This window comes from Williamsia muralis, from assembly GCF_002735905.1.
Classification (GTDB): Bacteria; Actinomycetota; Actinomycetes; order Mycobacteriales; family Mycobacteriaceae; genus Williamsia; species Williamsia muralis_A.
This window is the reverse complement of record NZ_PEBD01000010.1, coordinates 789,526-816,064: the sequence shown is the minus strand read 5'-3', so window position 1 is coordinate 816,064 and position 26,539 is coordinate 789,526. Positions and strand designations below refer to the sequence as shown.

Here is a 26,539-nt window from a genome sequence, read left to right as displayed (position 1 = left end):
CACAAAAAAACGCCCGACCCCAGATGGGGTCGGGCGTTTTCCCGTTTGTTCTGTACTGCTTACTTGTTGATCTTCGTGACGCGACCGGCACCGACGGTGCGGCCACCTTCACGGATCGCGAAGCGCAGGCCCTCGTCCATGGCGACCGGCTGGATCAGCTTGACGGACATCTCGGTGTTGTCACCGGGCATGACCATCTCGGTGCCCTCGGGCAGGGTCACAACGCCCGTCACGTCAGTTGTACGGAAGTAGAACTGGGGACGGTAGTTGTTGAAGAACGGGGTGTGCCGTCCGCCTTCGTCCTTGGACAGGATGTAGGCCTGTCCTTCGAACTCGGTGTGCGGGGTGGTGGTGCCCGGCTTGATGACAACCTGTCCACGCTCGACGTCTTCGCGCTTCAGACCACGCAGCAGCAGACCGGCGTTGTCGCCCGCCTGTGCCGAGTCGAGGAGCTTGTGGAACATCTCGATACCGGTGACGGTGGTCTTGGTGCTCTTCTCGCGGATGCCGACGATGTCGACTTCCTCGTTCACCTTGACCTCGCCACGCTCCACACGACCGGTGACGACGGTGCCACGACCGGTGATCGTGAACACGTCCTCCACAGGCATGAGGAAGGGCTTCTCGGTCTCACGAACCGGCTCCGGGATGCTCTCGTCGACAGCGTCCATGAGCTCTTCGACGGTCTTGACCCACTCGGGGTCGCCTTCGAGCGCCTTGAGGGCCGAGACCTTGATGACAGGAGCGTCTTCGTCGAAGTCCTGTGCAGCGAGGAGCTCGCGCACCTCCATCTCGACCAGCTCGATGATCTCGTCGTCATCAACCATGTCGGCCTTGTTCAGCGCGACCAGGATGTAAGGCACGCCGACCTGACGCGCGAGCAGCACGTGCTCGCGGGTCTGCGGCATCGGGCCGTCGGTGGCGGCGACCACGAGGATGGCGCCGTCCATCTGGGCTGCACCGGTGATCATGTTCTTGATGTAGTCCGCGTGACCAGGAGCATCGACGTGGGCGTAGTGACGCTTCTCCGTCTGGTACTCAACATGCGAGATGTTGATCGTGATACCACGAGCCTTCTCTTCCGGAGCCTTGTCGATCTGATCGAACGCAAAGCTCGCGTTGAGATCCGGGAACTTGTCGTGCAACACCTTGGTGATGGCCGCCGTCAGCGTGGTCTTGCCGTGGTCGACGTGACCGATGGTGCCGATGTTCACGTGCGGCTTGGTCCGCTCGAACTTCGCCTTCGCCACTTGATTGTCCTCCTGGACTTGTTGTCGTGAACCGGAATCTTCCGGGTTTCACTGGGTGTTTAGTTCTTGCACGGCAAGGGACTCACGTCCCCCGCCGGCAAGCGATTCTTATCTGCTGTGCGCCGGTGGCGCTATCGCCGAGGCGACGGGAGAGTGATCACTCACCCGTTGCTTTGGCAATGATCTCCTTCGACACGTTCGCCGGTACTTCAGCGTACGAGTCGAACACCATGGAGTAGTTTGCCCGGCCCTGGGTCTTCGACCGGAGGTCTCCGATATAGCCGAACATCTCCGACAGCGGAACCAGTGCCTTGACGACACGGGCGCCACTGCGCTCTTCCATGGCCTGGATTTGACCACGGCGTGAGTTGAGGTCGCCGATCACGTCACCCATGTAGTCCTCGGGCGTCGTGACCTCAACGGCCATCAACGGTTCCAGGATCACCGGGCCCGCCATCCTGGCTGCTTCTTTCATCGCAGCCGATCCGGCGATCTTGAACGCCATCTCCGACGAGTCGACGTCATGGTAGGCGCCGTCGAGCAGAGTGAACTTCAAGTTGACCAGCGGGTAGCCCGCGAGCACGCCGTACTGCATCGCGTCCTGGGCGCCGGCATCCACAGAGGGGATGTACTCACGCGGGACGCGACCACCGGTCACGGCATTGACGAACTCGTAGGTGGCGCCGTCTTCGGCATCCACCAACGGCTCCAGCTTGACGATGACCTTGGCGAACTGGCCACTGCCACCGGTCTGCTTCTTGTGGGTGTAGTCGTGCTTCTCGACCGTCTTGCGGATGGTCTCTCTGTAGGCCACCTGGGGCTTACCGACGTTGGCCTCGACCTTGAACTCGCGCTTCATGCGGTCGACCAGGATGTCGAGGTGGAGCTCGCCCATGCCGCCGATGACGGTCTGGCCGGTCTCGTCGTCCAGCTTGACCGAGAACGTGGGGTCCTCTTCGGCCAGTTTCTGGATGGCGACACCCAGCTTTTCCTGGTCGGACTTGGTCTTGGGCTCGATCGAGACGTTGATGACCGGGTCCGGGAAGCTCATCGATTCCAGGACGATCGGTGCATTCGAGTCGCACAAGGTGTCACCGGTGGTGGTGTCCTTGAGGCCGATCATCGCGTAGATGTGGCCTGCCGTGGCATCCTCGACCGGCATTTCCTTGTTGGCGTGCATCTGGAACAGCTTGCCGATGCGCTCTTTCTTGCCCTTGGTGGCATTGAGCACGCCGGTGCCTGCCGTGATGTGTCCGGAGTACACACGCACGAACGTCAGCTTGCCGAAGAACGGGTGCGAGGCGATCTTGAATGCCAGCGCCGCGAACGGCTCGTCGGACGACGGCTTGCGCGACAGGATCTCTTCTTCGTTGCCGACCGCGTGACCTTCCACAGAGGGAACGTCGAGCGGGCTGGGCAGGTAGTCGATGACCGCGTCGAGCATGGGCTGCACGCCCTTGTTCTTGAACGCCGAGCCACACAGCACCGGGTACAGCTCACGGGTGACGGTGAGCTTACGGATGGCCGCCTTGACCTCGGCGATGCTGAGCTCTTCGCCACCGAAGTACTTCTCGAGGAGCGCTTCGTCGGTCTCGGCGACCGTCTCCATCAGCTTCTCGCGGTACTCCTTGGCCTTCTCCAGCAGATCGGCCGGGATCTCCTCGATGGTCGGCTCGGCACCGGTCGGCACGACGCCGCGCCAGGTGATCGCCTTCATCTCGATGAGATCCACGACACCGTCGAAGTCGTCCTCGGCACCGATCGGCAGCTGGAGAACCAGCGGCTTGGCACCGAGACGCTCTTCGATGGTGCGCACCGTGAAGTAGAAGTCGGCGCCCAGCTTGTCCATCTTGTTGACGAAGCAGATACGGGGGACTTCGTACTTCTCGGCCTGCCGCCAGACCTGCTCGGACTGCGGCTCCACGCCTTCTTTACCGTCGAACACCGCTACCGCACCGTCGAGCACTCGCAGGCTTCGCTCCACCTCGACGGTGAAGTCGACGTGCCCGGGGGTGTCGATGATGTTGATCTGGTTCTTGTTCCAGAAACAGGTCACCGCAGCGGAGGTGATGGTGATACCCCGCTCCTTCTCCTGCTCCATCCAGTCGGTCGTCGAGGCGCCGTCGTGCGTCTCGCCGATCTTGTAGTTGACGCCGGTGTAGAAGAGGATTCGCTCGGTGGTGGTGGTCTTGCCGGCATCGATGTGAGCCATGATGCCGATGTTGCGAACCTTGTTGAGGTCGCTGAGCACTTCCTGTGCCACTTAATTCCTCACTCTGTATTGCCTGAAAGTTGTGGTAGCCGCCGGCCTGGAGGGCCGGCGGCCCGTTGTCACCAGCGGTAGTGCGCGAACGCCCGGTTGGCCTCGGCCATCTTGTGGGTGTCCTCGCGGCGCTTGACTGCGGCGCCGAGACCGTTACTGGCGTCGAGCAGCTCGTTGGCGAGACGCTCGACCATCGTCTTCTCGCGACGCTGGCGACTGAAGGTCACCAACCAACGCAGCGCGAGGGTGTTCGCACGGCCCGGCTTGACCTCGATGGGCACCTGGTAGGTGGCGCCACCGACGCGACGGCTCTTGACCTCGAGGGCCGGACGGACGTTGTCCAGCGCGCGCTTGAGGGTGACGACCGGATCGGTGCCGGTCTTCTCACGAGCCTGTTCCAGGGCCTGGTAGACGATCCGCTCGGCCGTCGACTTCTTGCCGTCCAGCAGGATCTTGTTGACCAGCTGGGTCACGACGGGGCTGCCGTAGACCGGGTCGTTGATCAGGGGGCGCTTGGGTGCGGGTCCTTTACGTGGCATCAGCCCTTCTCCTTCTTCGCGCCGTACTTGCTGCGACCCTGCTTGCGGGCCTTGACACCCTGGGTGTCGAGCGAGCCGCGGATGACCTTGTAACGCACACCCGGGAGGTCCTTCACACGACCACCGCGAACGAGCACCATCGAGTGCTCCTGCAGGTTGTGGCCTTCACCGGGGATGTATGCGGTCACCTCGACCGAGCTGGTGAGACGAACACGTGCCACCTTCCGGAGCGCCGAGTTCGGCTTCTTCGGGGTGGTTGTGTAGACGCGAGTGCACACGCCGCGTCGCTGCGGGCTGCCTTTCAGCGCTGCCGTCTTCTGCTTGGCAGGCTTGTCATGGCGGCCCTTACGGACCAGCTGGTTGATAGTTGGCACTGAGAGTTCTTCCTTTGTTTGGCGTTCTTCGTCTCTGCTGCGGTTTCTGCTCCGGGCAAGTCCGATGAGATCGGTTCTTCCGCAGTACGCCCCACCGGGGCAAACGCCCTGGTCAGGTGTGGCCTTCCCTACCCCTTGGTCGGGCGTGTCGAAATTGCCCGAAGCGGCAGTTGAAGGCACGCAGATGGACCCGGCCGATCTAGAATATGGCGGAGGCCGGGCACCAGCGGTCAACTCTACCGACCGTGCGACCGCAGGTCAAAATCGTCCGGCACGGCCGCAGACCGGAACGATCCTGCAGGTTGTCGCCTGTTCGTAAGCAGCACTCAACGGCCATCGCGGCCCCTGAACGCGTCCACCGCGGCCTCGATCGTGGGTTGGAAACGGTCGGGACCGAATCTGTCTCCCAGGCCGAATCGGATGAGCCTGTCTTTCATGGGCCCCTTCATCTCCGCGAAGACCAGCCGGATGCCTCTGCTCGCCAGGTAGGTGTCGAGATCGATGAGTTCGTCGACCGCGGTGGTGTCGATGCCGGTCACCGGTTCGGCCGCCACGATCACCCAGTCGACCCGGTCGTCGGCCGCCGAGACCACCGACCGGACGTAGTCGTCGAAGATGCCGCCGTTCGCGAAGAACAGCGGTGCATCGAAGCGGACCAAGACAAGACCCGGGATGCGGCGACCGCCAGGGTGGCGCGCGATGTCGTGGAAGCCGGGGCGGTCGGCGACCTGGACGAGTTCGGTGCGATAGGGCTGCCAGGCCCGCGCGACCACGGCGACAAAGGACAGGCCGATCGCGACCAGTACACCCTCGAGCACCCCGACCAGCGCGACGCCCACGAAGGCCGCGACCGCGAGAGCGAACTCGATCTTGCTCATCCGGAACATCCGGATCATGCCGCTCACGTCGACCAGAGCGGTGGCGGCCACGATCACCACGGCGGCGAGCGTGGCATCGGGCAGGTAAGCGGTGACGCCCGGAGCCGCGAGCACGAAGACCAGCACGGCGAGTGCCCCGACGACTCCGGCGAGTTGGGTCTTGGCCCCGGCCTGCTCGGCCACGGGGGTGCGTGATCCACTCGCCGAGATCGGGAAGCCGCTGAAGAGGCCGCCGGCGATGTTGGCCACGCCGACTGCCTTCATCTCCGTGCTCCCGTTCACCTCTTCGCCGTGGCGGGCCGCGAACGTGCGGGACAGGACACCGGTGTCGGCGAAAGCGATCAACGCGATGCCGGCTGCGGGCCCGACGAGTTCGGCCACGTCCGACCAGCCGACTCCCCCGAACGACGGCAACGGCATGCCGTCGGGCAAGGCGCCGACCATCCCGACGTCATCGGTGAGGCCCAGGGTCGCGGAGACGACGATCGCTGCCACAACGGCCACGAGAACCCCTGGCACGCGAGGCATCCAGAGCCGGAAGACGACGATGATCGCCAATGAGCCGAAACCGATTGCGGCGGTGACGAGGTCGATGCCGCCGCCGAGTGCGGCGTGCGCGGTGTCCCATCCCTGCTCGATCAGGTTGTCGGCATCGACGGAGAAGCCGAGCAGTTTCGGCAACTGGCCGACGACCACTATGAGCGCGATCGCGTTCAGATATCCGAGCCGGATGGGTTTCGACAACAGGTCGGTGACGAACCCCAACCGAAGGAAACCGGCGACGAGCAAGACGAGACCGACGAGGACAGCGAGGATTCCGGCGAGGGCGAGCGCGGTCTCCGGGTCGCCGGTCACCGCCAACGGCGCCACCGCCGCGGCGATCAGGGGCGCGAGCGACGAATCCGGCCCGAGGACAAGGATTTTCGACGGGCCCACCACCGCATACGCCAGGAGCGGGACGATGGTGGCATACAGGCCGGCATACGCGGGCAACCCTGCCGCCTCTGCGTAACCCATCCCGGCCGGGATCAGCAGCGCGGTCAACACCAGACCCGCGGTGATGTCGGGACGCAGCTACTCCCGGCGATACTGCCGCGCGGTCGGACCCCGGGTAAGCGGGCGAATACATCCGTCAAGGCGGTTCCCACGACTCCATCTCGGGCCGGTGCTGCAGACCAGTTCTCGGTTCCGGCGAGTCTATTCGCCTGTGTCGGCCCGCGGGTGGTCCACTCGAGCGCACCGGCAAGCGTCGGGCCCTGTCCCCTGATGGGCCTACGACAGCTACGTCCCGCCCGTGGCCCCAGCCTCGTATCGACCGCCGAGGCACCCGATTCCGCAGTGCTCTCGCCTACCGCGGGGGTAGCGTCGCGGGTGCAGATGAACAGCCGATCGCACACCCAGCCGAATCGCCCCGACATCGCCCAGTCGTGGCAGCGATCGCTGCTGGGTGGGCTGAAGCCAGGTGATTCGCCGGACGTGCAGCCTGTGGACATCTCATCGACCGAGCATCCGTTGCTTCGGGCCGCCGGCCCGGTCATCGACGCCATCGCACATCAATTGGCCGAGTCCAACACGGCTCTGTTGCTGGTGGATGCCGATGCCCGGCTCGTGTCTCGCACGTTCGGCGGGGTCCAGGTCGAGCAGGCACTGGAATCGGTGGGCGCGGTCTGCGGCGCCGAGTTCAGCGAGGACACGATGGGCACCACCGCGCTCGGCACCCCGCTCGAGATCCGGGACGGCATCGTCATCAATGCCGCCGAACACTTCCTCGAGCAGTTCCGCACGATCAGCTGCTATGGGCGGCCCATCCTCCATCCCGTCTCCCGGCGGCTGGAGGGGATCGTCTGCATGAGCAACCTCGAACCGACCGTCAATCCGCTGTTCGCGCCGTTTGTCGACCGAATCGCGGGCGATATCGAGCAGCGTCTCCTGGAGGGGTCGAGGGCGCGGCAGACGGCGGTGGTGGAGGCGTTTCAGCGTGTCGCGCCCCGGCGCGATGTCGCCGTGGTCGCGGTCGGTGACGATCTGTTGCTGACCAATGCCCTTGCCGCCGACATCCTCGCGTCCGCGGACTTCGGAACCCTTCGCGCGCTGGCCGCCGATCTGGGTGCAGACGAGCGCCGAACGCAACTCGCCCTGGTGTCGGGCAACGTCGTGGAGGTCGTCGGTCGGCGGGTGTCCGGCAGTGCCGGTGGCGCCCTCTTCCGGGTGCGACCTCTCGATCTGCCCCGCGTGCCGATTGCCCGTAAGTCGCGCTCGCAGACCGGCGCGGGCATGCGGACAGACCGACCTCGTAGCGTGTGGGAGAACACTGCGATCACCGGTGAACCGGGTAGTGGACGGACCAGCACCGCGGCTGAACTGCTGGGCGACCGCCCGGTCCGTGCCGTGGACGCCGCGGCCCTGGTGACCGGCTCGGGCGGTGGCGGACTGATCGGCCATCTCGCCGGAACCGACGAGACCACCCTGCTCATCGAGAACGTGCATCTTCTTGATCCGCTGAGTCTGTCCGCGCTCAGGACGGCGGTTCTCGAGGGGACCCCACCGGTTGTGCTGACCGCTCCCCCGCTGCCCGAGTCACCTGGTCCGGTCGCCGCCCTCATCGCTCTGTGTCCACGCCGGGTAGATCTGGCGCCGTTGCGCCATCGCACGATCGACCTGCCGGCTCTGGCGGGAAACGTGTTGTCGCGCATCGCGCCTCGTGCCGTGCTCGGTGCGGCAGCCGGCGAGGCCCTGCTCTCGTCCGACTGGCCGGGCAACCTGACCGAACTCACGATGGTTCTGCGAACCGCGGCCGACAACGCCGCCCGCCGCGCGGATCGGGTGATCACGGTTGCCGACCTGCCTGCGCACCATCAGACCACCACGCGCGCGCACCGGCTGTCCGGACGCGACCGGGCCGAACGTCAGGCGATCGTCGAGGCCATGCAGGCCAGCGAGGGCAACAAGGTCCACGCAGCGAAGATGCTGGGTATCAGTCGCAGCACGCTGTACACCCGGCTTCGCGCACTGGACATCGATCACTGAGGCTCGTTCGACCGACAGGATGATCCTCGGCGTCCGGCAGGGTGTACAGATTCCGGACAGTTGGGCACCACCTTTCGTTGGCACTATGACCGCAGTCACATAAACGACTGTGCATGCTGACGCTAGGAGAATGTATGACCGCCATTGCCGAGCCCCAATTGACATCGCGGGTAAGGGATTTCATTTCCACCGACCGTTCGATGCTGATCGGGGGTGAGTGGACAGGTGCCGCGTCGGGCAAGACCTTCACCACCTTCGACCCGGCCACCACGGCTCCCATCACCGACGTCGCCCACGGCGACGCCGCCGACGTCGACCGAGCGGTCCGGGCCGCCCGGCGCGCATTCGACGACGGACCATGGGCCCGGATGAAGCCGAACGAGCGCGAACGTCTGCTCTGGCGGGTCGGTGATCTGCTCACCGAACGCGCGGAGGAATTCGGCCAGCTCGAAGCCTTGGACAACGGCAAATCAGCGGGTATCGCCGCGGCTGTCGACACGGCGTGGTCGGCCGACATCTTCCGATACAACGCGGGACTGTGCACCAAGATCTTCGGATCAACGGTCAACGTGTCGATGCCCTTCGTCCCGGGCGGCGAGTTCCACGCGTACACCCTGCGTGACCCCGTCGGGGTATGCGGCCTCATCGTTCCGTGGAACTTCCCGCTCCTGATGGCGTCGTTCAAGTTGGCCCCCGCACTCGCGGCCGGCAACACCGTGGTGCTCAAACCTGCCGAACAAACCCCCTTGACCGCACTGCTTTTGGGCGAGATCTTCGAAGAGGCAGGATTTCCTCCCGGGGTCGTCAACATCGTCACCGGCTTCGGTGACGCCGGCGCCGCCCTGACGGCACATCCGGACGTGGACAAGATCGCGTTCACCGGGTCCACCGAGGTCGGCAAGAAAATCGTCGCGGCCGCGCAGGGCAATCTCAAGAAGGTCTCCCTCGAATTGGGCGGCAAGAGCCCGAACATCGTGTTCGCCGACGCCGACTTCGAGCAGGCCGTGGCCGGTTCGGTCGCCGCATGGATGTTCAACCACGGCCAGTGCTGCGTCGCGGGCACGCGACTCTTCGTGGAGCGCCCGATCTTCGACGACTTCACCGCTGCCGTCGCAGAGGCTGCATCAAAGGCCAAGATCGGGCCTGGCCTCGATCCCACCACCGAACTCGGCCCGCTCATCTCGCAGGAGCAGTTCGACAAGGTCAGTGGCTATCTCGCTCAGGGCCTTGCCGACGGAGCACGGGCGCTGACCGGCGGAAAGCGTTGGGGTGACGAGGGATACTTCATCGAACCCACCGTATTCGTGGACGTCGAGCCGAGTTTCTCGATCGTCGAGGAAGAGATCTTCGGCCCAGTGGTGGCCGCAATGCCCTTCGACGGAGATGACGTGGTGGCTGCAGCCAACAACTCGATCTACGGACTCGCCGCCGGCATCTGGACCCGAGACCTGTCCAAGGCACACAAGACAGCCAGGCGCATCAAGGCCGGTTCGGTCTGGGTCAACCAGTACAACGGGTTCGACACCGCGATGCCGTTCGGTGGCTACAAGCAGTCCGGCTGGGGCCGCGAACTGGGCAACTCGGCGATCGATCTCTACACCGAGACCAAATCAGTGAACATCGCTCTCTGACAACGCTTCCTGGCATCTCCCTACACACCATCGAAAGGACCATCATGAAAACCAAAGCCGCAGTGCTACTCGAGGCCGGCAAACCGTTCGAGATCATGGAACTCGAACTCGACGGGCCGGGCCCCGGCGAGGTGCTCATCAAGTACACCGCCGCCGGACTCTGCCATTCCGACCTGCACCTGACCGACGGCGACCTACCACCCCGCTATCCGATCGTCGGCGGACACGAAGGGTCGGGCATCATCGAAGAGGTGGGACCCGGCGTCACCAAGGTGAAGCCCGGCGACCACGTGGTGTGTAGCTTCATCCCCAACTGCGGCACCTGTCGCTACTGCTCGACCGGTCGGCAGAACCTCTGCGACATGGGCGCCACCATCCTGGAGGGCTCGATGCCCGACGGTTCCTTCCGATTCCACGGAGGCGGAAAAGATTTCGGCGCCATGTGCATGCTCGGTACGTTCGCCGAACGCGCCACCATCTCACAGCACTCGGTTGTGAAGGTCGACGATTGGCTTCCGCTGGAGACCGCCGTCCTGGTCGGCTGCGGTGTGCCGTCCGGCTGGGGAACAGCGGTCAATGCCGGCAACCTCCGCAACGGCGACACGGCGGTGATCTACGGCATCGGAGGGCTGGGTATCAACGCCGTACAGGGTGCGGTGGGCGCCGGCTGCAAATACGTGGTGGTGGTCGACCCCGTGCCGCTCAAGCGCGAGACCGCGCTGAAGTTCGGTGCCACACACGCATTCGCCGATGCGGCCAGTGCCGCTGAGAAGGTCAATGAACTCACCTGGGGCCAAGGCGCCGACGCGGCCCTGATCCTGGTCGGCACCGTCGACCAGGACGTGGTGTCGGCCGCGACCGCGGTGATCGGCAAGGGCGGCACAGTGGTGATCACCGGCCTGGCGGACCCGACGAAGTTGACGGTGCAGGTGTCGGGCACCGATCTGACCTTGAACCAGAAGACGATCAAGGGGTCGCTCTTCGGATCGATGAATCCGCAGTACGACATCGTCAAACTTCTGCGGCTGTACGACGCCGGCCAGTTGAAACTGGATGAGCTGATCACTCAGACCTACTCACTCGAACAGGTCAATCAGGGCTACCAGGATCTTCGCGACGGCAAGAACATTCGCGGGGTCATCCACCACGCGGCGTGACGAGTCCCGACGAGGCCCGTACCTCTCTCGCCAGGGGTGCGGGCCTTCGTCGTACATCGTGCGTCAGCGTCGGCGGCGTGCCATGTCCTCGGTGCGTCTGCGGACGACCTCGATCTGCTCGGGTGAGCCGATCAGCTTCCGGATGGCGACCTGCTCGGCGTCGAATCCCGCGGCGAGGTCCACTCGCCCGGCCAGTTCGAGCAGAGCCTTGGCCTCGACCAGTGCGCCCCGGGAGTTGCCTGCGATCTCGGTGGCCAGCGCCGTGGCCGCGGACAGCGGTTCGTCGTCGGTGCGGGTCACCAGACCCAGTGCGGCTGCGTCGCTTCCACTGATTCTGCGACCGGTGAACACCAGCTCCTTGGCGACGTCGCGGCCGACGAGCTCCGGCAGTATCTGCGTGCCGGTCATGTCCGGGATCAGCCCCCAGACGATCTCCATCACCGACAGTGTGGTGTCGGGCGCGGCGATCCGGATGTCCGCGCCGAGCGCCACCTGCAATCCCCCACCGAACGCGACGCCGTGGAGGGCGGCGATGACCGGTACGGGCACCAGCGACCACACGTGCACGGCTTGTTGGCCCAAAGCTGTTGCCGCGCCCAGACGTTCGCGGTCGGCCACGACGTCGGCAGCCCCACCTTGCATCAGTTCGAACTGTCCCATGTCGAGACCGGCACAGAACGCCCGGCCTTCACCGGCGATCACCACGGCGGAGACGTCGGTGCGGTCGATGAGCGCTGACCCGACGTCGACGAGCGCCTCGAACATCGCCGGATCGAGGGCGTTCATCTTGTCCGGCCGATTGAGCCGCACCTGCGCGACCCCATCGGCGACCTCACAGGTCACCCGCTGCCGGCCTGCTGCGTCCCCGCTCGTGTCAGTCATCACCGATTCATATCAGGTGGCCCGCCGGCAGCGGATGAAGACGGCCCTAGCTGTTTGGATCGGCCTCGGCACGGGTCTTGATGTCGGCAAGACGACGATCCCAGCCGGCCGCGATGCCATCGAGTTCGCGGCCGATCCGGCTGAGCCGAGCGCCCACCGCGGTGAACCTCACCTCGCGGCCGGACTTCGACGACGAGACCAGACCCGTCTCCTCCAAGATCGCCAGATGCTTGGCAATGGCCTGTCGCGAGACCGGGAACTCCGCCGCGAGCGCCGACGCGGACGCCGGGGACCTGCCCAGCCTGACGAGCAGCCCCCAGCGGGTGTCGTCGGCGAGCGCGGCGAAGACTGCCGGCAGTTCGGTGTCAGCTCCGGACATCGACCTGAGCGAGTTCGAGATGCCGCTTCGCGATAACCAGCTCCTGGGTCCATCCCTCGGTGTTGTCGTCGAACTTCTTTCGCCGTTCGGTGGCGTCCCCGGGCAGAGACGCGAACCCGCTCTCGGCGACCCTGAGAATCACTGACCCCGAGGATATCTCGTCGATCCAGAACTCGACCAACGTCGAGGCGCCCGCGGTGTCGTCCACATCGGCGATCCAGCGGAAAGCAGCGTACTTCGGCGGGTCCAGCGTGACGGTGCGAAGGGCAAAAGCACCGTGCACCGGATCATGCACGATGTCGACGTCGCCGGACCGCTCGATCCGGTGGGGGGTGATCTCGGAGTCGTTGATGTACCAACCGGGCTCACTGATCAGCGACCACACCCGATCCGCCGGTGCGTCGATGTCGATCTGCCGCTCGATGCGGTCGAAGTCTTCGGTCATGGTGTCCTCCGTGTCGGATTGATCTGCAACCCCAGGATTGCACATCCCGGCTCCGATATGCAACCTTCTGGTTGCACAAATCAGCGCAGAGACGCCCGCAGTTGCTCCGCCCAGGCCCCGACGACCTGCCTGCGGCGCGCGGAGTCGTCGGACAACGTATCGGCCAGTCCGAGCCCACGCGCGAAGTCCAGGGTCGCCTGCACCAGCCGATGGACCTTGGGGTCCGAATCGTCGACCCCCAGCATGTGCACCGTCATCGAATGGGCCGCGGCTCCGAACCGGCCCTCGAGTGGCAGGATCAACCGGCGCAGCGATTCGTCGGATGCTGCTGCGCACCACACCTGTAATGCCGCCTTGAACTCCTGACCGGTGTAGAACTCGACGGCCGTGGCGACGGCGACCTCGATCCGTCCGGCACCAGGTGGGAGTCGCTCGGCCTCGTCGGTGGCACGCATCGTCAGGTTCTCGAAGACATGCTCGAGAGCAGCGGTGATGAGGTCCTCGCGGGTCGGGAAATGGTGTTGCGCCGCACCGCGGGACACCCCCGCACGGCCGGCAACCACACCCACGCTGCACGCCGCCCAGCCATCGACGGCGAGGACGTCGATGGTCGCGTCGAGCAGGCGTTGGCGCGTCGCCCGACTGCGGTCCTGCTGGGGAGTTCGTACCGGGCCGCGCGTCATGGGTGCTCGGCCACCCACGGAGGCGGTTGCTTGTTCAAGAACGCGAGCATTCCAGACCTGGCCTCATCCGAACCGAACAGGACTGCCGATTCGCTTGCCAATCGTGCTGCGTCGCGGTCGAATTCACGCAGAATCGCCGTTGTGGTCAGCCGCTTGCTGGCCGCGAGTCCCTGCGGAGAACCCTTGCGCAGGTCGGCGCACCATTTCGCCACGATGCCGCCCAGCGCCTCGGAGTCCGCCGCCGCGGTGGTGATCAGCCCGATCTCCTCGGCCACGGGAGCGTCGAACTTCTCGCCGGTGAGGAAGTATCGGCCGGCCGCCCGCGACGTGAGTCTGGGGAGCACCGTGAGCGAGATCATCGATGGCGCGACGCCGATTCTCGCTTCGGTCAACGCGAAGGTGCTCGCCGGGCCCGCCGCCACCAGATCGCAGGCCCCGACGAACCCGAACCCGCCTGCTCGTACGTGGCCATCGATCCGACCGATCACCGGCTTGGGCAACTCGAGGATCGACCGCATGAGATGGATCATCACCTCTGGCCCGGTTCTGCCCGCCTCACTGAGATCGGCTCCTGCACAAAAGGTCCCGCCGGTGTGTGTCAACACCACCGCTCGCACCGCCTGGTCGTCGCGGGCAGCGTCCAGTCGTGCCGTCAGCTGCTCGACCAGCGCGCCTGAGATCGCATTACGGTTTCCTGGCGAATCCAGGGTGATGGTCGCGATTCCCGCCTCGGCGGCGTATCCGACGATGTCGTCCATATCGGTTCTCGGGTTCCGCTCTCAGTACGACTTGGGTAGGCCGAGACTGTTCTGCGCCACGAAGTTCAGGATCATCTCGCGACTGACGGGCGCCACGCGGGCGATCCGGCACAGGTTGAGCAGCGGCGCGAGCCCGTACTCGGTGGACAGGCCGTTGCCGCCGAGCGACTGTACGGCGGAGTCGACGATCTTGACGCACGCCTCGGCCGCCGCATACTTGGCCATGTTCGCCGGTTCGGCCGCACCCCAGTCGTCACCGGCGTCGTACAGCGTCGCGGCCTTCTGCATCATCAATTTGGCCAGCTCCATCTCGATCTTGCCGACTGCCAGTGGATGTGCGATGGCCTGGTGTGCGCCGATGGGCGTCTTCCACACGGTCCGCTCGTTGACGTACTCCACTGCTCGGGCGAGAGCGAAGCGTCCCATCCCGACAGCTGACGCCGCTGCCATGATGCGCTCGGGATTGAGACCGGCGAACAGTTGACTCAGCGCCGCATCCTCGGAACCGACCAACGCGGTCGACGGCAGGCGCACGTCGTCGAGGAACAGCAGGAACTGCTTCTCGGGATTGATCAGGTCCATCTCGATCTGATTGAACTCGAAACCCGGTGCGTCGGTGGGCAGGATGAACAGCGCGGGCTTGAGCCGGCCGGTCTTTGCGTCCTCGGTGCGGGCCACGATCAGCACGGCCTGGGCCTGGTCCACGCCGGACACGTAGATCTTGCGACCCGAGAGCAGCCAATCGCCACCGTCGCGCCGCGCAGTGGTGGTGATGTTGTGCGAGTTGGACCCCGCATCGGGTTCGGTGATACCGAAAGCCATGGTGATCGACCCGTCGGCGAGTCCGGGCAGCCACTGCTTCTTCTGGTCTTCGGTACCGAAGCGCGCGATGACATTTCCGCAGATTGCCGGGGAGACCACCATCATCAGCAGTCCGCTACCGATGGCGGCCAGTTCTTCCATCACGATCGACAGTTCGTACATTCCCGCGCCACCGCCGCCGTACTCCTCGGGCAGGTTCACACCGATGAAGCCGAGCTTTCCTGCCTCAGACCACAATTCGTCCGTCTTGCGGCCACTGCGGGCGCAATCGAGGAAGTACTCGTGGCCGAAACGGCCGCCGAGACCGGCCACCGAACTGCGTAACGCCTTCTGCTCATCTGTTTCCACGAAGCTCATGCTGACTCTCCCTCGATCTCGTTCGGCCGATGTTCTGAGATGACGGCGAGCACTTCGCCCACGGCCACCTGTTGTCCTGCCCCGATGGGCAGCTTCTCCACGATTCCGTCTGCGGAGGCCGAGATGGTGTGCTCCATCTTCATCGCCTCGAGCCACAGCAGCGGCTCGCCCTTCGTGACGGTCTGACCTTCCACGACGGCGATCCGGATGATCGACCCCGGCATCGGGGCGAGCAACGACCCGGGGGCACTCATCTCCGCGGGATCGACGAATCGCGGTGCCCGGCTCAGCGTCACCGACCCGCCTGCGAAATCGACCCAGCGCGCGTCGTCGCGTCGACGTACCCGGAAGGTGCGGTCCACGCCGGCGACGGTGAGGGTCACTGCGTTTCTGTGCATCGTCTTCACGGCCACCGCCGGGTCGTCCGGAAGCACCACACCGTCACGTGTCACCCGGTATCGCACCGTCGTCTCGTCGGTGTTCTCACCGAACGTGTAGTTCTTCGTCTGTGTGGCCGACGGCAGGTTGCGCCAGCCCGACGGCAGTTCCCCATCCGCGCCCGCACGGCTCCGGTTGTCGGCGGCGTCGGCGAGTGCGGCGGCGATGACGGCCTCGCGTCGTCGCTGCTCACCGGCCAGAGGCGCCGAGAGGACGTCGAGACCGATCTCGTCGATGAACTTGGTGGTGGTGTCGCCAGCACGGAACTCGTTGCGGCGCAGCATCGTCACCAGCATGTCGCGGTTGGTGCGTGGACCGTGGAGTTCCGCCGACTCGAGCGCCCCCGCCAGGATGTTGATCGCGGTGCGTCGATCCGGTGCCCAGCTGATCACCTTGGCGAGCATAGGGTCGTAGAAGACCGAGATCTCGCTTCCGCCCTCGATGCCCGAGTCCACTCGCACACCGGGTGCACCCAGCCGGCGGAAGGCCGCATCGCCCGCGATGTGGACGTGATCGACCCTGCCGGACTGGGGTTGCCAGTCGGCGCCGGGATCCTCGGCATACAGGCGAACCTCGATCGAATGACCCTGCGGTTCCGGAGCTTCGGGTGGCAGATGTGCGCCCTCGGCGATGTGCAGTTGCCACGCGACCAGGTCGAGCCCACTGGTCTCCTCTGTGACGGGGTGTTCGACCTGCAGCCGGGTGTTCATCTCCAAGAAGAAGAACCGTCCGTTGTCGTCGGCGAGGAACTCGACGGTCCCGGCTCCGGTGTAACCGATGGCCGAGGCAGCGGCCACCGCGGCGTCGAAGAGTTCGCGGCGCAATGCGGCGCCGATTCGCTCCACGAGCGGTGACGGCGCCTCCTCGATGATCTTCTGATGGCGCCGCTGTATCGAGCACTCCCGCTCGCCCACCGCCCACACGTTTCCTGCTGCGTCGCCCAGCACCTGCACCTCGATGTGGTGGCCGCGCTCGATGTACGGCTCGCAGAACACCGTCGCGTCACCGAACGCCGATTGCGCTTCACGAGCTGCGGTCGCCACCTCTGCGGCCAGGTCGGCGAGGTCGCGAACGATGCGCATACCCCGGCCACCACCGCCGGCGGATGCCTTGATCAGTACCGGAAGATCCTCGGCGGCAATGGCAGCCGGATCCAGGTTGCTCAACACCGGTACACCGGCGTCGGCCATGAGCGCCTTGGCGTTCACCTTCGAACCCATCGCATCGATCGCCGATGGATCGGGGCCGATCCAGGTGAGCCCGGCCCCGATCACCGCTCGGGCGAAGGCGGCGTTCTCGGACAGGAAGCCGTATCCCGGGTGCACCGCATCGGCACCGGCGGCACGCGCGGCAGCGATCACCGCATCGATCTTGAGGTAGGTATCGGCAGAAGTGTTGCCCGGCAACCGAACTGCCACATCTGCCTCACGGACGTGAGGAGCGTTGGCGTCGGGGTCCGAGTACACCGCAACGGTGCCGAATCCGAGACGGCGGCATGTGGCGAAGACCCGGCGTGCGATCTCGCCGCGGTTGGCCACCAGTACTGTTTGCATGTTTCCCATCACATCCGGAAGACGCCGAAGTTGCTGGTGCCTTGCACCGGCCCGTTGTCGATCGCCGAGAGGCAGAGCCCGAGAACCGTACGGCTGTCCCGGGGGTCGATGATGCCGTCGTCGTACAGCATTCCCGAGAGGAACGCCGGCATCGACTCCTTCTCGATCTGGGCTTCGATCATCGCCCGCATCCCGGCGTCGGCCTCTTCGTCGACCGTTCCGCCCCTGGCCTCGGTCGCGGCGCGCGACACCATCGAGATCACTCCGGCCAGTTGGGCCGCCCCCATCACCGCCGACTTCGCACTCGGCCAGCTGAACAGGAAGCGGGGGTTGTACGCCCGTCCGCACATGCCGTAGTGGCCAGCCCCGTAGCTCGCGCCGATCAGCAACGAGATGTGCGGGACGGTGGAGTTCGATACCGCATTGATCATCATCGAGCCGTGTTTGATGATGCCGCCCCGCTCGTATTCTTGACCCACCATGTATCCGGTGGTGTTGTGCAAGAACAGCAAAGGGGTGTCCGAGCGGTTCGCGAGCTGGATGAACTGGGTTGCCTTTTGCGCCTCGGCGCTGAACAGCACCCCCTGGGCATTCGCCAGGATCCCGATCGGATAGCCATGGATGCGCGCCCATCCAGTGCACAGCGACGATCCGTACTCGGGTTTGAACTCGTCGAACACGCTGTCGTCGACGATGCGGGTGATGACGTCGCGAGGATCGAACGGGATCCTCAGGTCTCCCGGCACGATCCCGAGCAGATCCGATTCGGGATGGCGCGGTTCGACACTCGCTGCCACCGGGCCCGGGCCGCGCTTACGCCAGTTGAGCCGGGCCACGATCCGGCGACCGATTCGGATGGCGTCGCGTTCGTCGGTCGCGTAGTAGTCGGCGAGCCCGGACGTACGTGCGTGCATCTGGGCGCCGCCGAGGGACTCGTCGTCGCTGACCTCACCGGTGGCCATCTTCACCAGCGGCGGTCCGCCGAGGAAAACCTTGGACTGGCCTTCGATCATCACGGTGTGGTCGGACATGCCCGGCAGGTAGGCGCCACCGGCGGTCGAGTTGCCGAAAACCAGTGACAGCGTCGGTATCCCGGCCGCAGAGAGTCTGGTGAGGTCCCGGAACATCGCGCCTCCGGGGATGAACACCTCTTTCTGCGTGGGCAGGTCCGCTCCCCCGGATTCCACGAGATTGATCAGTGGAAGACGGTTCTCCAGAGCGACCTGATTGGCGCGCAGTCCCTTACGGAGTGTCCAGGGATTGGATGTGCCGCCACGCACGGTCGGGTCGTTGGCCACGAGTACACATTCGACCCCTTCGATCACACCGATGCCGGTGACGATCGAGGCCCCCACAGGGAAATCGGATCCGTACGCGGCGATGGGCGACAGTTCCAGGAACGGACTGTCCTCATCTACCAGCAACTCGATGCGTTCGCGAGCAAGCAGCTTGCCGCGTTCGCGGTGGCGGGCCACCTTCTTCTCGCCGCCACCGGCCGCAGCCTGAGCGAACAGTTCCTCGATCTCGGCGATCTTGCCGAGCATCGAAGTGGTGGCGTCGTCGATCTCGGGCGCGCTCACGGGTGGTACCCCAATCGTTTTCCGGCGAGGCCGGTGAGGATTTCGGTTGTTCCGCCGCCGATACCGATGATTCGCATGTCGCGATACTGGCGTTCGACCTCGGTGCCGGTCATGTACCCCGCCCCACCGAACAGCTGAACTGCCTTGTCGGCCACCCACTCCCCGGCCTCGACGGCGCTGTTCTTCGCGAAACAGACCTCGGCGATCAGATCGGTCTCGCCGGCGGCCGCGGCGTCCACGATCGCGTGGGTGTAGGTGCGGACCACGTCGATCTTGCGGGCCATCTCGGTGACCGTTTCCTGCACCGACTGCCGGGCGATCAGCGGTTTGCCGAAGGTGTGCCGCTCACGGATCCACTCCAGGGTGAGGTCGAGACACCGTTGGGCGCTGGCGTAGGCCTGCACGGCCAGGCCGACCCGTTCGGTGACAAAAGCTTGCGCGATCTGCACGAACCCGGAGTTCTCCGCACCGACGAGGTTGGTGGCGGGCACGCGGACGTCCGCGTACGACAGCTCAGCGGTATCCGATGCGCGCCAACCCATCTTGTCGAGCTTGCGGGTGACCGTGAAGCCGGGGGTGCCGCGCTCGACCACCAGTAGGGAGACGCCACCGGCGCCCGGCCCGCCGGTGCGTACCGCGGTGACGACGAAGTCCGCACGTACACCTGAGGTGATGTAGGTCTTGGTGCCGTTGACGATGTAGTGATCACCGTCGCGAACCGCAGCGGTGGTCAGGTGGCCGACATCGCTGCCGCCTCCGGGTTCGGTGATCGCGAGACTTCCGATCTTCTCTCCGGCCAACGTGGGCCGAACCCACTTCTCGATCTGCTCGGCATCTCGTGCCGTGATCAGATGCGGTAGCGCGATCCCGCAGGTGAGCAGCGACGAGAACACGCCACCGGACACACCTGCGTAGTGCAGTTCCTCGCCCAGGATCGTGGCGTCGATCAGGTCTCCGCCCGAGCCGCCGACCTCTTCGGGAAAGCCCAATCCGAGGAGCCCCACCTCTGCGGCCTGCTTGTGCAGGTCCAGCGGCAGCTCGCCGAGGCGCTCCCACTCGTCCTGGTGCGGCAAGATGTGTCGCTGCGCGAAAGCCCTGACGGTACTGCGCAATTGCGCCCGCTCGTCAGTTCTCCACGCCGGGGTCTCGAGTGTTCTCACGTCAGTTCTCCGAATTCGATGGGGATGTCGATGTGTCGTGATCTCAGCCATTCCCCCAGGCCTTTGGCCTGTGGGTCGAACCGGACGTTGTCCGCGACACCGCGACCGAGGATGCCCTCGATCACAAAGTTGATCGCCAGCAGGTTCGGGAAGACGTGGCGATGGACCGTCAGTTCGGCGGCTTCGGGAATCAAGGCTGTGAACCGATCCGTCGTGAGGGTTGCCACCAGCCACTCGAAGTGGTCCGGGTTGCGCACCCACACACCGACATTGGCGCTTCCGCCCTTGTCTCCACTGCGCGCGCCGGCGATGTCGCCCAGCGGCGCCCGTCGGGTGAGGCCCCAGCGGGCGGGATCGGCCGGCTCGTCCGGCGATGACGTGTCGGCAACCGGAGCCGACGTCGCCACCGGGCTGGCGTCGATGTCGAGCGTCGTTCCGTCCGCGAGATGCACCCGGTGAGGAACGCTGTGTGCCGGTACATATCCGGGCTCGAACACCGCAAAGGGCGAGCCTGTCCCCGGCGGGGCGGACATCGTGAAACCCGGGTAACTGGCCAGCGCCAATTCGACCGCAGCCGAGGAGAACTGGCGCCCGACGACCTTCGGGTCAGGGTCCTTGGCGACACACTGGAGCACTGCACTCGCCTGTTGTTGCGTCGGTGCGTCGGTGTGATCGAGGCGCGTGAGGGTCCAGGTGAGGTCGGCCGGTGCGTGGTGGAGCTCGGACTCGAACTGCGTCCGCACCAGTTCTGCCTTCGCCTCGATGTCCAGACCCGTGAGGATCATGGTGATCTCGTTACGGAATCCGGCCAAATGGTTCAGCGACACCTTCAGGGTGTCCGGTGGTGCCTCACCTCGCACACCGGTCACCCGCACGCGGTCGTCGCCGAGATCCTCGATCTCGATCGTGTCGAGACAGGTGGTTGCATCGGGCCCGAGGTAGCGCGGCCCGCCTACCTCGTACAGCAACTGAGCTGTGACGGTTCCGACCGTGACCGCTCCGCCCGTTCCGGCATGTTTGGTGATCACCGACGACCCGTCGGCCTCGACCTCGGCGATCGGGAATCCCGGGTGACGCAGGTCTGCGATCTCGGTGAAGAACGCATAGTTGCCGCCGGTTGCCTGGGTGCCGCATTCGATGATGTGGCCAGCGACCATGGCACCGGCGATCTGATCGAGATTGTCCGGCTCCCAACCGAAGTGGGCGATGGCGGGACCCACGGTCAGTGACGCGTCGGTGACGCGACCGGTCACCACGATGTCGGCACCGGCTTGCAGGGCGGCGGCGATGCCGAAGCCACCGAGGTACGCGTTTGCTGTCAGTGGCGTTCCCAGCCCGAGATCGGCGGCACTCGCGGTGAGGTCGTCGCCGTCGACGTAGGCGATGGAGGGTGAGAGGCCGAGTTCGCCTGCCAGCCGGGTCAACGCCTCGGCCAGGCCCGCCGGGTTCACCCCGCCCGCGTTGCTGACGATCTTGACACCGCGATCCATCGCCGTGCCGAGATTTGTCTCCATCTGTCGCAGAAAGGTTTTCGCGTAACCGAGCGTGGAGTCCTTGAGTCGGTCACGTCCGAGAATGAGCATGGTCAGCTCGGCGAGGTAGTCGCCGGTCAGGTAGTCGAGTTCACCGCCGGTGAGCATCTCCTGCATCGCGGCGAAGCGGTCACCGTAGAAACCTGACGCGTTGCCGATGCGTACCGCGCTCATCGGCCGCCTCCAGGAGGACCCGCGAAGCACTGCGCGATGGTCACCCACCGGGCCGCATCGTCACCCTCGGTGCGGATGTCGACATCCGCTGGGTTCCGGCGTTGGGTCACCAAGAGGCAGAAGTCGAGAGCCGAACCGGACACCTTCTGCGCAGCCCCCTCTGGCCCCCACGTCCACACCGAACCGTCGGGAGCCGTCAGCTCATACCGGAATTCCTCGGCGGGAGGAATGATCTGGTTCACCTGATACGCAAAATCACGGGTTCTGACCCCCAAGTGTGCAATCGACTTCAGTCGAGCGGTCGGTTCGTTGGAGATTCCCAGCGCATCGGCGATGTCGAGGCCGTGAGCCCACACCTCCATGAGCCGGGCCGTGGCCATCGATGCCGCCGACATGGGCGGCCCGAACCACGGCAGCTTCTCGCCGGGCGGGTGGGACAAGAGCGCGTCCATCAGAGCACGTCGACGCGTACGCCATTCGGCAAGGAGTTGCGCGGGCGACTTCGCCGCCTCTTCACGAGCCCCGTCATCGACGAACGTGGCGGGTTTCTCCCATGCCGTCTTGAGGATGTCGTCGAACGCTGCGGGGTCGGTGGCCGCGACGCGAGCCTGCTCGTCGGTCCACGACAGGTGCGCCACCTGGTCGATGACCTTCCACCCGACAGCGGGAGTGCTTGCAAACCAACCGGATTCGGGTAGATCTGCAACCATGCTGTCAACGACGTCGATCTCGGCGGACAGGTCTGCCACCAACTCGGCCACGATGCTCACCGGGCCAGCATCACACGACCCGGGAGCTAAAGCAAGCACTGCTGCTTGTTTTAGCCCGGTGGTACCACTGCGGCATCGGCCGTGGCCTCGGCGAGGACAGTTCCGTCGGCGCCCACCATGGTGGCCAGCAGCGAGACGATCCGGCGGCCTGCCTTGATCAACTGGACCGAGATGGCCAGCTCACCTCCTTCTATCGCGGGCGATCGGAAGTAGCTGAGCGTGATGTCGACGATCCGGAAACGAACTCCCGCGGCGGCGGGCAACTCGGCGCCGAGCGAGCACGCCTCCGTCATCGCGGCCACCACCACGCCGCCGTGCATGGTGCCCATCCGATTGGCCATCCCGGGGGTCGGCGTGACGGCGACGGTGATGTTCTTGTCGCCCACCGCGGCGACCCGGATACCGAACATCCGCTGCACGGGTCCGTGCCCGATGCTTCCTTCTGCCAGACCACGAAGTATGTCGACACCGGTGAGCGCGTCGTCGAGAGGTGGGGGCGCGGGCGCCTCAGGATCACGGCGGGCAGACCCCGCGGCGTGGCCGGCCTCTCCCTCGGGTACCTCGCCGGTCGGTCTGCTGACGACGATCCCTCGCCCGATCGCCAAACAGACCACGTGGCCGGCGTCGTCGACCAGTTCGGCCGACGTCACCCCGTGTCCGCCCGTCATCCCGACCACTCGACCGAACCCCTGTACGAAGGTGCCGACGGTCACGGGTACCGGCATCGACAACGCGAGCCTGGCCTGGACGGTCGCCGATCCTGGGGGCTGCGAATGATAGAACTCGGAACCGCCCACGATCTCGGCGAGTGTGGCGACCGAGGTCAGTCCGGCATCGCCCCGGTGATCCAGCAATCCGGTCCCCACGTACTGGCGAAAAGAACGAACCCCCGCGTCGGTTTTCGAGTACTCGATGGCGAGCGAGGTCAGCGGCCCAGACGATTCGGTCATGTCCACTGCCTATCACGACCGTCGCCCACGCAGATCAGTCGGGAACGAGTCGATGCAACTCCGGCAATGTGTAGGGCGGTTCGTCCTGGTGTCCGCGATACGCCACGAAAGCAGGCTCGAACGCCGGGTATCGGCCGATGAACCCTCCTGCGGCACTGAATATCTGGCCGGTCACCTCGGACGCCAGATCACTCACCAGGTAGGCGTACAGCGGGGCCACGTAATCCGGCGGTGCCGGATCGAGCGCGGCGTCACGGGTGAACTCGTCGAGCAGCCCGCGCTCGAAGAGACCCCTGATGTGCGCTTCGTAGCCGGCGCCGGTCGACAGTCGGGTTCTCCCACCGGGACAGATGACGTTGACCCGGACACCGTGCGGCTTCAGGTCCGCGGCCAGCGCCAGCGCCAGACCATTGACGCCGCCTTTGGCCGCCGGATATCCGGTGCCACCGAAGTTGCCGGCCGCGGCCGCAGAGCCCGTGGCCACGATCGACCCGTGACCCTGCCGGGACAGGACCGGCGCCGCCACCCGAGCCAACTCGAAAGTGCTCAGCAGGTGGGCGTCGAGCTGCGCGCGGAAGTCGGCAGTCGACATGGTGAGGATCGACGACTGTTCGGGTTCGGCGATCCCGGCGCAGTTGATCACCGCATCCAGACCGCCGAACTCGTCGGTCGATGCCGCGATCAGTGCTTCGGCGACGCCGTCATCGGCCGCCGAACCGGCAACTGCCACCGCGACGCCGCCGAGGCCCCTCATATCAGCGGCAGCGCGGGACGCCACCTCACCGTCGCGTCCGTTCATCACCACCGATGCACCGTCGGCGACAAGGAGTTCGGCCACGGCGCGACCGATTCCCCGGCTCGAACCGGCGATCACCACGCACTTGCCGGAGAGATGCTGTTCGGCCACGGAGGTCAGGCGCCCGTGTTGACCGGCGTGATCGACAGCGGGATACCTCGATCGGCGAACTCGAAAGTCGATCCGCCGCTGAATCGCGCGATCGCGACCTCGCCGAGTTCCTTGATGGCTTCGGCATGTGCGATCTCGACCACCACGTCGCCACCGTCGCGGTAACCGGTCACCGCCGACCAGGTGAGATCGACACCGGTGGCCATCGCCAGGATCGGTTCGAGATGGTCTGGATCGATGTGTGCCAGCCAGCCGCCGTCGGCGACCGCACTGGAATCGGCAGGGATACGCAGCCGGACGATGGCGGACTCCCCGGTGCCGTGAACCGACACCTCGGTGCCGGCGTACTGATCGGGGCCGAGGATCGGATGCACCCGCAGTACCGCGGCCAGATCTTCGGCGCCCTGTCCGAGGCCAAGGCATTTACGCAACCGATCGGCCGTCAGACCGGATATTCCCGTCAGCTGCTTGCGGAAGATCTCGGCTGCCTTGTCTATGTCGGTCTTGCCCCGAACCGACATCAGAAAGCCCAACGCCAGCAGATGGTGTTGCAGTGCAACCTCTTCGGCGATGCGCACCAGGGCCGAGTGGGACCAGTCCTCGAAACGCAGGTCTTCCCAGACCGGCCCGATGTAGTCCCCGTGGCCCTCGCTTTCCGGGTCGATCGGCGACAGTTCGATCTTCGCAGCCTGTGTTTTCGACATCTCGATGGATTCGGGAGGCAGCGGTAGCTCTTCGCGGTCCGGCTCGATGGTGACCGTCCACGCGCAGTGCGGGTGCTGATCCGCCGGACGGCGAGGTGGTCGGTGGATCGGGCGAATCCGTGCCCGCCGGTTGGTGGCGATCGCGGTGGCGTCGAAGGTGGGGTCTTCGATGTCGTGGCACATCGAGGTCACGTAGTCGTCGCCCATCGGCTCCACGTCCATCAACGCGCCGCAGTGGTTGAGGACGAACTCCCCGTGATACTTGTCGAAGATCGTGTACCGGAAGTCCATGAACTGAGGTGGTGCGCCGATGTCGAGCTGCAGGCATTTGAACATGTCCGCCACGCCGTCGCCGTCGATCTGCAGAGCGGTTCGCATCCGCCCGGTGTAGACCGGACTCGCGGCCATCCACTCCTCGATCGCGATCTGCGCCATGGTCTCGCGGCCGAAAGCGGCTATGCAGTGCGCCATTCCGGACCGGTCGATCAACTGGCCGGACAGCAGTAGTTCTGGCACCAGCTTGGCCAGCTGGGCGCGACTCAGGTCCGCGTATGACATCTGCCGGTCACCACATCGGAACCGGAGTCTTGCCGAGGGGGTACCACCCTGGCAGCAACTCCTTGGCGTTGAGGACCCGGTCGATGCGGCCCTGCATTCCCTTGCTCATCACGCCGTCGGTCATCATCTCCATGAACAGAGCGGTGACGTTGCCGTAGTCGAAGAAGTCTCGCTGCCAGCCCCACTTGAAATCGCCGGCGTACTTGAACCAGCTGCCCTGAATCCCTTCCAGCCCATAGTGCGAACCGTCCGGGCGGGTGGCCTCGAAGATCTGCTTCCACAGTCCGAGCATGTCGCCGGTCTTCTCGTCGATCACCCACGTCTGGTAGGGGTAGGTCCACCCGTCGAGACCGTCCATCTCGTAGCCGATCGCGTAGTCACGGATCTCATCTCGACCGACCGCCATGAAGTCATGCTTGGCGCCGTAGTTCCAGCCGTATGTGGCGTCTTCGGTGTAGAACTCTGCAAGCGGACGCCAGTCGCCGGCTTTCTCGCAGTCGACGTTCCCCTGCAGCCAGCGCTCGACCATCTCGTCGAGCTCAGCGCGATCAAATGCCATGGAAATAACCAACTTTCATTCTTCAATGATCTTGAGGGCCTGAGTGGGACAGTAACGCACAGCGCGCTTGACGTCCTCCAAATGGCTATCATCCGGTTGCGGGTCAAGAAGATTCACCGATTCACGCTCAGCTTCGAAGATCTCCGGTGCTTCCATCTCGCACATTGCGTGTCCCTGGCACAGATCCAGGTCGACTTCGATTCTCATCG

General features: G+C 65.3%; 23 protein-coding genes and 1 pseudogene. 3 read left to right on the top strand and 21 right to left on the bottom strand.

Annotated elements, in window-relative coordinates; genetic code table 11:
* Positions 1 to 59: 59 nt before the first annotated feature.
* The 5 genes and pseudogenes from tuf to CSW57_RS17415 all read right to left on the bottom strand — a co-directional run bounded on the left by tuf (position 60) and on the right by CSW57_RS17415 (position 6,440).
* Positions 60 to 1,250 (bottom strand): elongation factor Tu, encoded by a 1,191-nt coding sequence (gene tuf / locus CSW57_RS17435; protein WP_023956142.1) that lies wholly within the window; start codon positions 1,248 to 1,250, stop codon positions 60 to 62.
* A 157-nt stretch (positions 1,251 to 1,407) separates the two neighbouring features.
* Positions 1,408 to 3,513, bottom strand: a complete 2,106-nt coding sequence (gene fusA / locus CSW57_RS17430) for an elongation factor G (protein ID WP_023956144.1) — start codon at positions 3,511 to 3,513, stop codon at positions 1,408 to 1,410.
* Positions 3,514 to 3,581: 68 nt separating this feature from the next.
* Positions 3,582 to 4,052 (bottom strand): 30S ribosomal protein S7, encoded by a 471-nt coding sequence (rpsG, locus tag CSW57_RS17425; protein ID WP_023956146.1) that lies wholly within the window; start codon positions 4,050 to 4,052, stop codon positions 3,582 to 3,584.
* On the bottom strand, positions 4,052 to 4,426 hold the full coding sequence (rpsL, locus tag CSW57_RS17420; RefSeq protein ID WP_023956148.1) for a 30S ribosomal protein S12: 375 nt from the start codon (positions 4,424 to 4,426) through the stop codon (positions 4,052 to 4,054). The genes rpsG and rpsL overlap by 1 nt, the downstream gene beginning before the upstream one ends.
* Before the next feature lie 326 nt (positions 4,427 to 4,752).
* A pseudogene (locus CSW57_RS17415) lies at positions 4,753 to 6,440 on the bottom strand (SulP family inorganic anion transporter).
* 241 nt (positions 6,441 to 6,681) lie between these two features.
* Between CSW57_RS17415 and CSW57_RS17410 the strand changes: the two are divergent.
* The 3 genes from CSW57_RS17410 to CSW57_RS17400 all read left to right on the top strand — a co-directional run bounded on the left by CSW57_RS17410 (position 6,682) and on the right by CSW57_RS17400 (position 11,119).
* A complete protein-coding gene (locus CSW57_RS17410; RefSeq protein WP_099384569.1) occupies positions 6,682 to 8,331 on the top strand; it encodes a sigma-54-dependent Fis family transcriptional regulator in 1,650 nt (549 codons plus the stop codon).
* A 134-nt stretch (positions 8,332 to 8,465) separates the two neighbouring features.
* The gene (locus tag CSW57_RS17405; protein WP_099383906.1) at positions 8,466 to 9,962 is read left to right on the top strand and encodes an aldehyde dehydrogenase family protein; all 1,497 of its coding nucleotides are present in this window, start codon (positions 8,466 to 8,468) and stop codon (positions 9,960 to 9,962) included.
* Positions 9,963 to 10,006: 44 nt separating this feature from the next.
* The gene (locus CSW57_RS17400) at positions 10,007 to 11,119 is read left to right on the top strand and encodes an NDMA-dependent alcohol dehydrogenase (protein ID WP_099383905.1); all 1,113 of its coding nucleotides are present in this window, start codon (positions 10,007 to 10,009) and stop codon (positions 11,117 to 11,119) included.
* Positions 11,120 to 11,182: 63 nt separating this feature from the next.
* Here CSW57_RS17400 and CSW57_RS17395 read toward each other — a convergent pair whose 3' ends face one another.
* The 16 genes from CSW57_RS17395 to CSW57_RS17320 all read right to left on the bottom strand — a co-directional run bounded on the left by CSW57_RS17395 (position 11,183) and on the right by CSW57_RS17320 (position 26,537).
* Entirely contained in the window at positions 11,183 to 12,001 is an 819-nt protein-coding gene (locus tag CSW57_RS17395) for a crotonase/enoyl-CoA hydratase family protein (RefSeq protein WP_099383904.1), read from the bottom strand.
* Between the two features lie 46 nt (positions 12,002 to 12,047).
* Positions 12,048 to 12,380 (bottom strand): ArsR/SmtB family transcription factor, encoded by a 333-nt coding sequence (locus CSW57_RS17390; RefSeq protein WP_099383903.1) that lies wholly within the window; start codon positions 12,378 to 12,380, stop codon positions 12,048 to 12,050.
* The gene (locus CSW57_RS17385; RefSeq protein ID WP_099384568.1) at positions 12,367 to 12,825 is read right to left on the bottom strand and encodes an ATPase; all 459 of its coding nucleotides are present in this window, start codon (positions 12,823 to 12,825) and stop codon (positions 12,367 to 12,369) included. Before CSW57_RS17385 ends, CSW57_RS17390 begins: the two co-directional genes overlap by 14 nt.
* Before the next feature lie 80 nt (positions 12,826 to 12,905).
* The gene (locus CSW57_RS17380) at positions 12,906 to 13,508 is read right to left on the bottom strand and encodes a TetR/AcrR family transcriptional regulator (RefSeq protein WP_099383902.1); all 603 of its coding nucleotides are present in this window, start codon (positions 13,506 to 13,508) and stop codon (positions 12,906 to 12,908) included.
* On the bottom strand, positions 13,505 to 14,266 hold the full coding sequence (locus CSW57_RS17375) for an enoyl-CoA hydratase family protein (protein ID WP_099383901.1): 762 nt from the start codon (positions 14,264 to 14,266) through the stop codon (positions 13,505 to 13,507). Before CSW57_RS17375 ends, CSW57_RS17380 begins: the two co-directional genes overlap by 4 nt.
* 21 nt (positions 14,267 to 14,287) lie before the next feature.
* The gene (locus CSW57_RS17370; RefSeq protein ID WP_099383900.1) at positions 14,288 to 15,445 is read right to left on the bottom strand and encodes an acyl-CoA dehydrogenase family protein; all 1,158 of its coding nucleotides are present in this window, start codon (positions 15,443 to 15,445) and stop codon (positions 14,288 to 14,290) included.
* A complete protein-coding gene (locus tag CSW57_RS17365) occupies positions 15,442 to 17,436 on the bottom strand; it encodes an acetyl/propionyl/methylcrotonyl-CoA carboxylase subunit alpha (RefSeq protein ID WP_223249326.1) in 1,995 nt (664 codons plus the stop codon). Before CSW57_RS17365 ends, CSW57_RS17370 begins: the two co-directional genes overlap by 4 nt.
* 8 nt (positions 17,437 to 17,444) lie before the next feature.
* Entirely contained in the window at positions 17,445 to 18,980 is a 1,536-nt protein-coding gene (locus CSW57_RS17360) for an acyl-CoA carboxylase subunit beta (RefSeq protein ID WP_223249400.1), read from the bottom strand.
* Positions 18,981 to 19,012: 32 nt separating this feature from the next.
* Positions 19,013 to 20,176: an acyl-CoA dehydrogenase family protein gene (locus tag CSW57_RS17355; RefSeq protein ID WP_223249325.1), complete on the bottom strand. Its 1,164-nt coding sequence runs from the start codon at positions 20,174 to 20,176 to the stop codon at positions 19,013 to 19,015.
* Positions 20,173 to 21,882, bottom strand: coding sequence for an acyclic terpene utilization AtuA family protein (locus tag CSW57_RS17350; RefSeq protein WP_099383897.1), 1,710 nt, complete (start codon positions 21,880 to 21,882; stop codon positions 20,173 to 20,175). Before CSW57_RS17350 ends, CSW57_RS17355 begins: the two co-directional genes overlap by 4 nt.
* Positions 21,879 to 22,643, bottom strand: coding sequence for a TIGR03084 family metal-binding protein (locus CSW57_RS17345; protein ID WP_099384566.1), 765 nt, complete (start codon positions 22,641 to 22,643; stop codon positions 21,879 to 21,881). Before CSW57_RS17345 ends, CSW57_RS17350 begins: the two co-directional genes overlap by 4 nt.
* Positions 22,644 to 22,702: 59 nt before the next feature.
* Positions 22,703 to 23,602, bottom strand: coding sequence for a PaaI family thioesterase (locus CSW57_RS17340; RefSeq protein ID WP_143696561.1), 900 nt, complete (start codon positions 23,600 to 23,602; stop codon positions 22,703 to 22,705).
* A gap of 34 nt (positions 23,603 to 23,636) precedes the next feature.
* A complete protein-coding gene (locus CSW57_RS17335; RefSeq protein WP_099383895.1) occupies positions 23,637 to 24,509 on the bottom strand; it encodes an SDR family NAD(P)-dependent oxidoreductase in 873 nt (290 codons plus the stop codon).
* A gap of 5 nt (positions 24,510 to 24,514) precedes the next feature.
* Complete coding sequence (locus CSW57_RS17330; RefSeq protein ID WP_099383894.1) at positions 24,515 to 25,771, bottom strand: hypothetical protein; 1,257 nt, start codon at positions 25,769 to 25,771, stop codon at positions 24,515 to 24,517.
* A gap of 7 nt (positions 25,772 to 25,778) precedes the next feature.
* Entirely contained in the window at positions 25,779 to 26,330 is a 552-nt protein-coding gene (locus tag CSW57_RS17325) for a hypothetical protein (RefSeq protein ID WP_099383893.1), read from the bottom strand.
* A gap of 15 nt (positions 26,331 to 26,345) precedes the next feature.
* Positions 26,346 to 26,537, bottom strand: coding sequence for a ferredoxin (locus tag CSW57_RS17320; RefSeq protein WP_023956183.1), 192 nt, complete (start codon positions 26,535 to 26,537; stop codon positions 26,346 to 26,348).
* Positions 26,538 to 26,539 lie beyond the last annotated feature (2 nt).